Consider the following 10915-nt stretch of genomic DNA (forward strand, 5'->3'; position numbering starts at 1 on the left):
GAGGTTAAGGAGGAGGCCGCAGGCCGGGGGACACGAACGGCGGTATCCACCCCAACTCCGCTGCGGGTAAGCCAACAACAGATGAGGGCGGGGCTTTCTGACCGCAATCATTCCAACGTAAACTCTCAGCCTCCCCCTGTCTAAAGAATCCCATGCTCGGCATCACCGACTACACCACCTTTGTTGTCACCGTTCTGGTCTTCCTGCTGGTGCCAGGGCCGGGCAATTTGGCCTTGATCACCTCGACCAGCAAGGGCGGTATCCAGGGTGGACTAGCGGCCACGTTGGGGGTCATCCTGGGGGATCAGGTCTTGATGTGGTCGGCGGTGGCCGGTGTGGCCACTTTGCTGATGGCCTACCCGGATGCCTTCCACGCGGTGCAGTGGCTGGGTGCCGCATATCTGGCCTGGCTGGGGTTCAAGATGCTGCTGGCCAAGCCGGGTGCGGCGCCGGTGCTGAGCATCAAACCACATCACTTCCTGCAGCAGGCGTTGATGATCACGCTGCTCAACCCCAAAGCCATTTTGTTTTACATGGCGTTTTTTCCGCTGTTTGTAGACCCGGTACACCAGCAGGGGCTGCTGACCTACGCTGTTATGGCTGCCACCATCGCGGCGCTCACCTTGGGTTACGGTTTGACTTCGACCTTGTTGACCCACTTTCTGGCCGAGAGGGTTCGTGCCAACCCGATGATCTCGCGTGTGCTTGAAAAAGTGGCTGGTTTGTTTTTGGTCGGGTTCGGCATCAAGCTGGCGGTATCGCGCTAGTTTGGGTCGTCGCTGTTTCACGTGAAACCATGATCTTGTTGGATTCCTTTTTACCCTGAGTTTGTTTCTATGGCCAAAATCTTCTGCATTGCCAACCAAAAGGGTGGCGTTGGCAAGACCACCACCACCGTCAATCTGGCCGCCGGGCTGGCCAAGGTCGGTCAGCGCGTGTTGATGGTGGACCTGGACCCGCAGGGCAATGCCACCATGGGCTCAGGTGTGGACAAACGCAAGCTCGCGCTCAGTGTCTACGACGTGTTGCTGGAGTCCGCCTCGGTGCGTGAGGCGCGTGTACAAAGCGACAAGCTGGCAGAGGCGGGTTGTGGTTATGACATCCTGGCGGCCAACCGGGAGCTGGCCGGGGCCGAGGTCGAGATGGTCAGCCTGGAGCGGCGCGAGAAACGCCTGAAGACCGCGTTGGCCGAGGTTGACGGTGACTACGACTTTGTGTTGATCGACTGCCCACCGAGCCTGTCGATGCTAACCCTCAATGGGCTGTGTTGTGCCAACGGCGTGATTGTGCCGATGCAGTGTGAATACTTTGCGCTCGAAGGCCTGGCTGACCTGGTCAACACCATCAAGCAGGTGCACGCCAACCTGAACAAAGACCTGGCCATCATCGGCCTGTTGCGCGTGATGTTTGACCCGCGCATCACCTTGCAGCAGCAGGTCAGTGACCAACTCAAGGCACGTTTTGGAGACAAGGTGTTTGACACTGTGATTCCGCGCAATGTGCGCCTGGCCGAGGCACCCAGCTACGGTGTGCCCGGCGTGGTGTTTGACCCGTCAAGCAAGGGTGCACAAGCCTTTGTGAGCTTTGCCACCGAGATGGTGGAACGCATCAAAAAAATGTAGGCAAATTGGCTTTTAGCCCAATCAGAACCTGGGCTAATAGCTATCAAAACAGACATGATGAAACCTGAGAACATCCTCATCCTGCCAGGTTGGCAGAACTCTGGCCCAGCGCATTGGCAAAGCCTGTGGCAGGCCCAGTTTGGCTACGCCCGGGTGGAGCAGCACGACTGGATGCGCCCGCTGCGGGGTGACTGGATGGGCCGCCTGGAAGAGGTGTTGTTGTCGCTCGATGGTCCGGCCGTGCTGGTGGCGCACAGCCTGGGCTGCCAGTTGGTGGCGGCGTGGGCGGCGCACTCCAGCCACACCCGGCTGGTGAAGGCCGCTCTGCTGGTGGCGCCCGGTGATGCCGAGTGTGAAGAATTACGCTCGGTGCTGAGCAGCTGGTCGCCGCTGGTGCTGAAAACTTTGCCGTTTGCCAGCACCCTGGTGGCCAGCAGCGACGATCCGTATTGCAGCCCTGAGCGGTCCACCCAGTTTGCCAGCGCCTGGGGTTCCCGCCTGGTCAACATGGGCGCACGCGGTCACATCAATGCCGAGTCCGGCCTGGGCGATTGGTCGGCCGGGCAGGCCCTGTTGCAAGAACTGACAAACATTTAAAAAAGGGACACACATGGTCACCAAAAAACCCAAAGGCCTGGGACGCGGGCTTGAAGCCTTGCTCGGACCAACGGTCGACGAACTGCTCGGCACGGATGGCGCATCTTCGGCGGCTGCCAACAGTGGCCAACCGTCCACCCTCTTGCTCAGCGACATGGTGCCCGGCCAGTACCAGCCGCGCACCCGTATGGACGAGGGCGCGCTCTATGAACTGGCCGAATCGATCAAAGCCCAAGGCATCATGCAGCCGATCCTGGTACGCCGTCTGAGTGATACCGATGCTGACCTCAAACGCAGCCAGATCTCACCCGACATGCAAGGCGGTGCCGGGCGCCCGGTGTACGAGATCATTGCCGGTGAGCGCCGTTTCCGCGCCGCCAAATTGGCTGGGCTGGAGAGTGTGCCGGTGCTGGTGCGCGACGTGCCCAACGAGGCCGCCGCCGCCATGGCGCTGATCGAGAACATGCAGCGCGAAGACCTCAACCCGCTCGAAGAAGCCCAGGGTTTACAACGCCTGATCAAGGAATTTGGCCTGACGCACGAAACCGCGGCACAGGCGGTGGGCCGCTCACGCAGCGCCGCCAGCAACCTGCTGCGCCTGCTGAACCTGGCCGAGCCGGTGCAGACCATGCTGATGGCCGGTGATGTTGAGATGGGCCACGCCCGCGCCTTGCTGAGCCTGGACAAAGCGATGCAGATCACCGCTGCCAGCCAGATCGCCACCAAAAAAATGTCGGTGCGCGAGGCCGAAAGCCTGGTCAAAAAACTCGGCGCCGAGTTCTCGCTGGTGGCCAGCAAACCCAAAAAAGAAAAGTCACGCGATTTAAAACGCGTCGAAGAAGAACTGTCTGACCTGCTGATGGCCGAGGTTGAAGTGCGTGTCAAAAAACGTGTCAAACGGGCCGGGCGTATGGAAGAAATGGGTGAACTCAGCATCTCTTTTGGCTCGCTTGACGAGCTCAATGGGCTGATCGAGAAACTGCAGAAGCTCTGATCTGAGCACCAGCTGGCTGGGTTAAGCACGCCATGTGTGTTTCAGGAGTCCGGCTGCCATGAGCCGCCTGTCCCGCCTCTGGCCCCTGCCTGCGGTCCTGACCTGGCTGGCCGCCTGGGGATTGTTCACAAGCCTGTTACACAGCGGCCAGAGCCCCTTGCTGGCCCTGGGTTGTGCCTGTGGTCTGGGCGTGGTCGCCAGCCTGCTGGGCAGCAGCTGGTGGCGGCGGTTGATGATTGGCCTGGGTTTCCCGCTGCTGTTGCTGGTGTCGGGCTCCGTGAGCCTGCCAGCCTGGGCCTGGTTGCTGCCGCTGTTATTGTTGTTGCTGATTTACCCTTTGAACGCCTGGCGTGATGCGCCACTGTTTCCAACCCCGCCCCATGCCTTAAAAGACCTTGCAGACCAGGTTCCACTTGGTCCAGGCGCTATGGTTCTGGATGCAGGCTGTGGTCTGGGGGATGGCCTCAAGGCGCTGCGCGCCGCCTATCCAGAGGCGCAACTGCACGGGCTGGAATGGAGTTGGTTGTTATGTGGCCTGTGTGCGCTGCGCTGTCCGTGGGCGCGGGTGCGTCAGGGTGATATCTGGCAGGCCGATTGGTCAGGCTATGACCTGGTGTATGTGTTCCAGCGGCCCGAGAGCATGCCGCGTGCGGTGACCAAGGCGTTGGCCGAGTTGAAACCAGGCGCCTGGCTGGTGAGTCTGGAGTTTGAGGCCCTGGCTTTGCAGCCCCAGGCCTGTTTGCGGGCGCCGGATGGGCGCCCGGTGTGGCTCTACCAGCAGCCATTTATTTGACCAGCAGCACCGGCACCGGCGACAGGTGCACCACCTTGACGGTGACCGAACCCATGAGCAGGCCCACCACGCTGCCAAAACCATGGGCGCCCATGATGATCTGGCTGCAGTTTTTTTGCTGGGCAAATTCGACCAGGGTGGGCGCGGCCTCACCCACCAGGATGTGGGATGAAAAGTCCAGGCCGCAGGCCGTCAGCTTGGCCTTGGCCAGCGCCAGGGCTTCTTCCCCGGTCTCACGTTGGAAGTCGTTGATGGTGTCGGCGTCGATGTAGCGTGACACGTTGGAGGACAGCGCCGGCTGCACATTCACCAGGTAAAGGTGCGGGCACTCTTTGCGGCTTGTTGCGTCCGCAATGGCGTGCTCAACCGCACGTGCTGAGGGTTCTGAGCCGTCGATGGCAATCAGATGGGAAGGGCTCATGGCATATCTCCGTTGGTTGTTTTGTCTGGGGCCGGGGTGCTCAGTTCCACGCTGGGGCGCCTGGGCTGTCGGCTACCCAGCCACTTGCCCAGAACCACCACCAGCGCCGCACCCGCAGCGCCGAACAGGTGGTGTGCGTAAGGCAGGCCTTTGGCGATTGCTTCAGGCGTGGCCTGGTCGCTCAGCAGCATGCCACCGGCAATCCAGCCCAGCAGCGCTGCACCCAGGGTGATCACCACCGGAAAGCGGTCCATCAAGGTCAGCACCAGTTTGCTGCCCCACACCACAATCGGGATCGACACCAAGATGCCAAAGGTCACCAGCACCATCGAGCCGTGCGAGGCACCTGCCACTGCAATCACGTTGTCCAGGCTCATCACCGCATCGGCCACCACAATGGTTTTGATGGCCGCCATCAGCGTGGTACCACCGTCGATGCTGTCGTGGCCCTCCTCGTGCTCGGGCAGCATCAGCTTGATGCCAATCCACAGCAGCAGCAGACCACCCACAATCTTCAGATACGGCACGGCCAGCAGCTTCAGGGCAAAAAAGATCATCACCACGCGCAGGCCAATGGCACCCACCACACCCCAGAAAATACCTTTGTTGCGTTGTTCAGGGGGTAATTTGCGGCAGGCCAGGGCGATCACCACCGCGTTGTCGCCGCCCAGCATGATGTCGATGATGATGATCTGGAGGACGGCGATCCAGAACAGGGAAGAAGTGAAGTCAGGCATGGGGTGATTCTATGGACAGCGAAGCTGCACCTTCGGCCCGGCCAAGGCGGGTACCGGTCTGTTGGCCATGTATATGTGAAAAAAAGGGCTCTAGCCCTGATGTGAAAAGGCTATCCAGCTATCAGTATCAGAGTGTCTGATACCCCTCATCACCCTACAAGCTGTCGACCAGGGCCTGTGCCGCGAGTTCGTCGGTGACCAGCATGGTGGCGTGCCGACCTTGCAGCGCCGCACGGATGGCGGGTGCTTTGGCCACACCACCTGTGACACAGATGCGCATCGGAATGCGATCTATCTCATCGAGCGTTAAACCAATCATGCGTTCATCCAGCGGCCCGTGGATGGGCTGACCCGCGGCATTGAAATAACGCCCGGCAATCACCCCCACCGCGCCTTGCGCCAGATACGGTTGTATCGCGTCGGGAGTGACCGCGCCCGAGGCAAAAATCGTGCTGTCGCGCCCCACATGGCCCAGGCCAAAGACGATCTTGGTGCAGGTTTGCAGCAGCTCCAGCTGCGGGATCAGGGCCGGCTCCTGGTACAGCAGCTCGCGGATCTCGGCGCGCGACACCAGCGCGGGCGCATGCAGATTGATACAGCGGGCGCCAAAACGGTCGGCGATGTTGGAGGTGCACAGCTCAGGCGAGAACTCGAAGGTGGCCAGCATGCTGCCGGTGATCTGGATCACCGACAGCCCTGGCACGCGTTGTGGTGAGATCGCCTGCGACAGCGCCAGCACCGTGCGTCCCCAGGACACGCCCAACATGTCGCCGGTTTTCACCAGGCTGGACAACAGCTGCGCGCCGGCCTCACCCAGGCGCACCTCGGCCGGCCGGCGGCCCTGGTCGTCGGGGATGACGATACAACGCTCCAGCCCATAGTGCTGGCTCAGGCGCTGGGCCAGCCGCATGGCAGTGTAGTGTTCACTGTCCAGGGTGATCTTGACCACCCCCAGGCGGCGGGCTTCGTGCAGGTAATTGATGACCGAGGCGCGCGACACACCGAGCACCTCGGCAATGTCGCTTTGGGTGAGCTGGTCTTCGTAATACAGCCAGGCGGCCGACAACAACGGGTCCAGGTTGGGCGCATTGGTTCCGGCCACCCCTTTGCCACTTTGGGCTGGTTTGGGCGTTTTGGATGTACTCATGTGGGGGTCCTTTGTGGCGCGACCAGTGGGAGGGGGATCGGCTGGGTCCGGATGCCGATCCGGACAAATGAAATGGGCTGCTAACATATGTCAATGAGACATTTGTTAAAAATCAGCGACTTATGTTACTTGTTTTTTGAAAGCTTGTATGAACAGTTTGTGGAGTGATGTCGACGCGGCGGCTTATGTTGAGAAATATGCCACACACGCGGTACCGCCGGCCTTGGCCTTGCGCACCTATTCGGCGCGTCTGCTGGGCGCCAATCCCAAGCTGGTCTTGCATGGGGGTGGCAACACCTCGGTCAAGCTGACGATGTCAGACGTGTTGGGCCAGCCGGTGCGGGTGTTGTGTGTCAAGGGCAGCGGCTGGGACCTGGCTAGCATCGAGCCAGCCGGTCACCCGGCGGTGCGGATGGACAGTCTGCACCAACTGCGCCAGCTTGATCGTTTGTCTGACGAAGACATGGTCAACGCCTTGCGCACCAACCTGCTCGACAGCAGCGCCCCGACCCCGTCGGTGGAGGCCTTGTTACACGCCTATGTGGACGCCACCTACATCGACCACACCCATGCGGTAGCGGCCCTGGTGATTGCTGACCAGCCCAACAGCGAAGCCCTGTGCCGTGAGATTTATGGCGACGAACTGATCTGGATTCCGTATGTGATGCCGGGTTTTGCACTGGCCCAGGTGGTGGCCCGTGCCTTTGAAGCCCGCCCCAAGGCCAAGGGTCTGTTGCTGGCCAAACACGGCCTGTTCAGTTTTGGCGACAGCGCCCGCCAGTCCTACGAACGCATGATCGACTTTGTGACCCGCGCGGAAGTCTTCATTGCCGCGCGCAAGGCCAGCCGAGCAAGCGTCTCGGCAGCAAGCCGTACCGTGATGCCGGAGCAGGTGGTGAGCCTGGCCGAGGTGGCACCGTATCTGCGTGCGGCGCTGGCCGACATCGCGCCAGCCAATGGCCCGCAGCACTGGCTGCTGGATTTGCGTGCTGACGCCCTGGCGCTGGACTTTGCCAACGGGCTGGGTCAGACCGAGGTGGCCCAGCGCGGAGTGGCCACGCCTGACCATGTGATCCGCATGAAAAACCGCCCGCTGGTGCTGCAGGCCCCGTTGGCGGGCCAGCTGGATAACTGGGTGCGTGACACCCAGGCCCGGCTGGCCACCTATGTCAGCGACTACCACGCTTATTTTGAGCAACACAACACCCGCGTGGGCGGCAGTAAAACAGAGCTGGACCCATTGCCGCGTGTCATTGTCATCCCGCAGCTCGGTCTGGTGGCGTTGGGCAAAACCGCGGCCGAGGCGGCGGTGAACGCCGATGTGATGGCCTCGTGGATGGAGGTGGTCACCGAGGCGCAGGCCTGTGGCCGCTACGAGCCGGTGTCGCCCGCCGATGCGTTTGACCTGGAATACTGGTCGCTGGAGCAGGCCAAGCTGGGTAAAGCCACTGCCAAACCCTTGCAAGGCCGGGTGGTGGTGGTCACCGGTGCTGGCAGCGGCATTGGTGCGGCCACCGCGCGTGCTTTTGCCGCGCAAGGGGCCGAGGTGGCGCTGCTCGATGTGGATGCCACCGCCGCCCAGGCCGTGGCCAAGCACATCGGACGCTGGGCCTTGGCCTTGCACTGTGATGTGACCGATGCCGACTCGGTGCGGTTGGCTTTTGCGGCAGTGGTGCAGCGTTTTGGTGGGGTCGACATTTTGGTGTCCAACGCCGGTGTGGCGCTCGGGGGTGGCATGCTGGATCTTCCCGTTGAGCGGCTGCGCCAGAGTTTTGAGGTGAACTTTTTTGCCCACCAGCTGGTGGCGCAAACCGCCGTGGGTATCCTGCAAAAGCAGCGCCTGGGCGGTGTGTTGTTGTTCAATGTGTCCAAGCAGGCGGTCAACCCCGGCCCCGACTTTGGTGCGTATGGCACCTCCAAGGCGGCTTTGCTGGCCCTGGTGCGGCAATATGCGCTGGAGCATGGCAAGGACGGCATCCGGGTCAATGCGGTCAATGCCGACCGCATCCGCACCGGCCTGCTCAACGACCAGACCATCACCGCCCGCGCCAAGGCGCGGGGCCTGAGTGAGGCGGACTACATGGGTGGTAACCTGCTGGGCCAGGAAGTCACCGCGCAGGACGTGGCCGATGCGTTTGTGCTGTCGGCCCAGTTGAAGAAAAGCACCGGCAACGTCATCACGGTCGATGGTGGCAACGTGGCTGCCATGTTGCGATAGGAACGTCTGACACCGCACACCATGGACTTTACAAGCCTCAACATCAGCACCCTGGCGAACTACCTGCGGACCGTGCCGTCCGTCACCGCCTTGCTCGGCGACATGGATGCGCTGGACATCGTCGAGGTGGGTGACGGCAACCTCAACTACGTCTATTTTGTGAGCAGCCAGGCCAATCCCAGAGCCAGTCTGGTGGTCAAACAGGCCTTGCCCTACATGCGCCTGGTGGGTGAGGGCTGGCCTCTGACCCGGCACCGTTCTGACCGCGAGGCGCACGCCCTGCGGCAGTTTGGCGCCTTGTGCCCGCAGCATGTGCCCCAGGTCTTGCACTTTGACAGCGCGCAGTCGCTGATCATCATGCAGCGCCTGAGTCACCACCAGAATCTGCGCAAGGGCCTGATCCAGGGCCTGCGTTACCCGTTTCTGGCGCAACACCTGTCGGGTTACCTGGCGCGCACCCTGTTTCATGGCTCCGATCTGTACCTGGGTGCGGATGCCAAAAAACAGGCGGTGGCCCAAACCATCAATGGCGAGCTGTGCAAGATCACCGAAGACCTGGTTTTTACCTGCCCGTTTGAAGACCACGCCAGCAACGTCTACAGCCCGGCGTTGCCACGCACCGAGATTGAGCGGCTGCACAACAACCCGGCGCTCAGGGTGGCTGCTGCGCAGATGAAGTGGGCCTTCATGAACCAGACCGAAACCTTGTTACATGGTGACCTGCACACCGGCTCGGTCATGGTGAACCAGACCGACACCTATGTGATCGACCCCGAATTTGCCTGTTACGGCCCGCTGGGTTTTGATCCGGGCCTGCTGCTGGCCAACCTTTTCACCGCCTACCTGTCGCAAGACTGGCACCGTCTGCAGGCCGGGGAAGACCCCGCGCCCTACCAGGACTGGTTGTTGGCACAGGCCGGTGACCTCTGGCGCGGCTTCTCGGAGAGCTTTCTTCGTTTGTGGCAAGAGCATGAGGACCAGGCTGGCGCTGGCTTCATGGGCTGTGCCCGGGACGCCAGCAGCCAGACCCTGTTTCGCCAGCAGTTTGTGCGGCGCATCTTCAGCGATGCGCTGGGTTTTGCCGGTTGCGAACTGATCCGCCGCACCCTGGGCCTGGCCAAGGTGGCCGAGGTCGCCAGCATTCCCGACCCCCAGGCCCGGGCAGCCATTGAGCTGCGCACTTTGAGCCTGGGTGAGGCGCTGCTGTTGCAACGCCACCATATCATTAACATTGACCAGGCATTGGACCTGGCCCGACAGACACGACGATCTCTTCCATGAAAGTACAAGGACAAGCCTGGCGCAGCGTTTGGCTCAACACCGACCACAGTGTGGGTGTGATTGACCAGCGTTATCTGCCACACGAACTCAAAACCGCCTGCCTGCGTGATGTGGCTGACGTTGGCCAAGCCATCCGCGACATGTGGATTCGCGGTGCCCCGCTGATTGGGGTGGTGGCCGCCTACGGCATGGCGGTGGCCATGCGCCAGGACAGCAGTGATGCCGCGTTGATCAGCGCCAAACAAAGCTTGCTGGCGACCCGGCCCACGGCCGTCAACCTGCGCTGGGCGCTGAGCCGCATGTTGACCCGTTTGTTGCCGCTGCCGCGTGAACAACGGGTAGAAGCCGCCTATACGCTGGCCGCCCAGATGGCCGACGAAGACGTGGCCATCAACCAGCAACTGGGCCGACACGGGTTGGCGCTGATCCGCACCCTGGCGCAACAACGCCCGGGCCAGCGCATCAACATCCTGACCCACTGCAACGCGGGTTGGCTGGCCACGGTGGACTGGGGCACCGCCACCTCGGCGATTTACCAGGCATTTGACGAAGGCATCGACGTGCATGTCTGGGTCGATGAAACCCGGCCGCGCAACCAGGGCGCCTCACTCACCGCCTGGGAGCTGGGCCAGCACGGTGTGCCCCACACCCTGATTGTTGACAACGCCGGTGGCCACCTGATGCAGCGTGGTCAGGTGGACATGTGCATCGTGGGCACCGACCGCGTCACCGCCAGCGGGGACGTCTGCAACAAGATCGGCACCTACCTGAAAGCGCTGGCCGCGTTTGACAACCAGGTGCCGTTTTATGTGGCCATGCCGTCCTCGACGCTGGACCTGACGGTGCATGACGGTCTGCGCGAGATCCCGATCGAGAACCGCGATGGCTCGGAAATCTCGCACCTGTCGGGCTGGCATGCCGACGGTTACCTCAGCACAGTGCAGATTTGCCCGAGCAACACCGCTACCGGCACCAACCCCGGTTTTGATGTGACACCCGCGCGCCTGGTCACCGCCTTGATCACCGAGCGTGGCCTGTGCGCGGCGCATCCGCAGGCGATCCAGGCGCTGTTTGCACCCGTGCGCTGAGCGCCAGGGTCGGGCAG

Annotated in this window: 11 protein-coding genes; 8 read left to right on the top strand and 3 right to left on the bottom strand. The window is 61.9% G+C overall.

The features are described 5' to 3' along the window. The first annotated feature begins 152 nt into the window (after positions 1–152). From FDG13_RS06820 to FDG13_RS06840, 5 genes are all read left to right on the top strand, one after another. A complete protein-coding gene (locus FDG13_RS06820; protein ID WP_180126051.1) occupies positions 153–767 on the top strand; it encodes a LysE family transporter in 615 nt (204 codons plus the stop codon). A 69-nt stretch (positions 768–836) separates the two neighbouring features. Then, on the top strand, positions 837–1622 hold the full coding sequence (locus FDG13_RS06825; RefSeq protein WP_180126052.1) for a ParA family protein: 786 nt from the start codon (positions 837–839) through the stop codon (positions 1620–1622). Positions 1623–1679: 57 nt separating this feature from the next. Next, positions 1680–2219, top strand: a complete 540-nt coding sequence (locus FDG13_RS06830; RefSeq protein WP_180126053.1) for an alpha/beta hydrolase — start codon at positions 1680–1682, stop codon at positions 2217–2219. Between the two features lie 13 nt (positions 2220–2232). Beyond that, positions 2233–3213 carry a ParB/RepB/Spo0J family partition protein gene (locus FDG13_RS06835; RefSeq protein WP_180126054.1) on the top strand — a complete coding sequence of 327 codons (981 nt, stop codon included), beginning with the start codon at positions 2233–2235 and terminating at the stop codon, positions 3211–3213. A gap of 58 nt (positions 3214–3271) precedes the next feature. Then, positions 3272–4006 carry a trans-aconitate 2-methyltransferase gene (locus tag FDG13_RS06840; protein WP_180126055.1) on the top strand — a complete coding sequence of 245 codons (735 nt, stop codon included), beginning with the start codon at positions 3272–3274 and terminating at the stop codon, positions 4004–4006. On the opposite strand, the gene FDG13_RS06845 is transcribed toward FDG13_RS06840, so the two are convergent. From FDG13_RS06845 to FDG13_RS06855, 3 genes are all read right to left on the bottom strand, one after another. Next, positions 3999–4427, bottom strand: coding sequence for a universal stress protein (locus FDG13_RS06845; RefSeq protein WP_180126056.1), 429 nt, complete (start codon positions 4425–4427; stop codon positions 3999–4001). The genes FDG13_RS06840 and FDG13_RS06845 overlap by 8 nt on opposite strands. After that, entirely contained in the window at positions 4424–5164 is a 741-nt protein-coding gene (locus FDG13_RS06850; RefSeq protein ID WP_180126057.1) for a TerC family protein, read from the bottom strand. The genes FDG13_RS06845 and FDG13_RS06850 overlap by 4 nt, the downstream gene beginning before the upstream one ends. 154 nt (positions 5165–5318) lie before the next feature. Next, positions 5319–6311, bottom strand: coding sequence for a sugar-binding transcriptional regulator (locus FDG13_RS06855; RefSeq protein ID WP_180126058.1), 993 nt, complete (start codon positions 6309–6311; stop codon positions 5319–5321). A gap of 148 nt (positions 6312–6459) precedes the next feature. On the opposite strand from FDG13_RS06855, the gene FDG13_RS06860 reads away from it, so the two are divergent. The 3 genes from FDG13_RS06860 to mtnA are packed head-to-tail and all read left to right on the top strand — an operon-like array spanning position 6460 to position 10898. Continuing rightward, positions 6460–8529, top strand: a complete 2070-nt coding sequence (locus FDG13_RS06860) for a bifunctional aldolase/short-chain dehydrogenase (RefSeq protein ID WP_180126059.1) — start codon at positions 6460–6462, stop codon at positions 8527–8529. Positions 8530–8550: 21 nt separating this feature from the next. Next, positions 8551–9810: an S-methyl-5-thioribose kinase gene (gene mtnK, locus FDG13_RS06865; RefSeq protein ID WP_180126060.1), complete on the top strand. Its 1260-nt coding sequence runs from the start codon at positions 8551–8553 to the stop codon at positions 9808–9810. Further along, a complete protein-coding gene (gene mtnA, locus FDG13_RS06870; RefSeq protein ID WP_180126061.1) occupies positions 9807–10898 on the top strand; it encodes an S-methyl-5-thioribose-1-phosphate isomerase in 1092 nt (363 codons plus the stop codon). The genes mtnK and mtnA overlap by 4 nt, the downstream gene beginning before the upstream one ends. Positions 10899–10915 lie beyond the last annotated feature (17 nt).

The sequence above is a fragment of the Rhodoferax sp. BLA1 genome, assembly GCF_013416775.1.
Classification (GTDB): domain Bacteria; phylum Pseudomonadota; class Gammaproteobacteria; order Burkholderiales; family Burkholderiaceae_C; genus Rhodoferax.

What these genes read in the sequence shown, in the direction of transcription:
- FDG13_RS06850 (WP_180126057.1), bottom strand. Translation starts at nt 5,164, where the DNA reads ATGCCTGACTTCACTTCTTCCCTGTTCTGGATCGCCGTCCTCCAGATC.
- mtnA (WP_180126061.1), top strand. Translation starts at nt 9,807, where the DNA reads ATGAAAGTACAAGGACAAGCCTGGCGCAGCGTTTGGCTCAACACCGAC.
- FDG13_RS06825 (WP_180126052.1), top strand. Translation starts at nt 837, where the DNA reads ATGGCCAAAATCTTCTGCATTGCCAACCAAAAGGGTGGCGTTGGCAAG.
- FDG13_RS06840 (WP_180126055.1), top strand. Translation starts at nt 3,272, where the DNA reads ATGAGCCGCCTGTCCCGCCTCTGGCCCCTGCCTGCGGTCCTGACCTGG.
- FDG13_RS06845 (WP_180126056.1), bottom strand. Translation starts at nt 4,427, where the DNA reads ATGAGCCCTTCCCATCTGATTGCCATCGACGGCTCAGAACCCTCAGCA.
- FDG13_RS06835 (WP_180126054.1), top strand. Translation starts at nt 2,233, where the DNA reads ATGGTCACCAAAAAACCCAAAGGCCTGGGACGCGGGCTTGAAGCCTTG.
- mtnK (WP_180126060.1), top strand. Translation starts at nt 8,551, where the DNA reads ATGGACTTTACAAGCCTCAACATCAGCACCCTGGCGAACTACCTGCGG.
- FDG13_RS06830 (WP_180126053.1), top strand. Translation starts at nt 1,680, where the DNA reads ATGAAACCTGAGAACATCCTCATCCTGCCAGGTTGGCAGAACTCTGGC.
- FDG13_RS06860 (WP_180126059.1), top strand. Translation starts at nt 6,460, where the DNA reads ATGAACAGTTTGTGGAGTGATGTCGACGCGGCGGCTTATGTTGAGAAA.
- FDG13_RS06820 (WP_180126051.1), top strand. Translation starts at nt 153, where the DNA reads ATGCTCGGCATCACCGACTACACCACCTTTGTTGTCACCGTTCTGGTC.
- FDG13_RS06855 (WP_180126058.1), bottom strand. Translation starts at nt 6,311, where the DNA reads ATGAGTACATCCAAAACGCCCAAACCAGCCCAAAGTGGCAAAGGGGTG.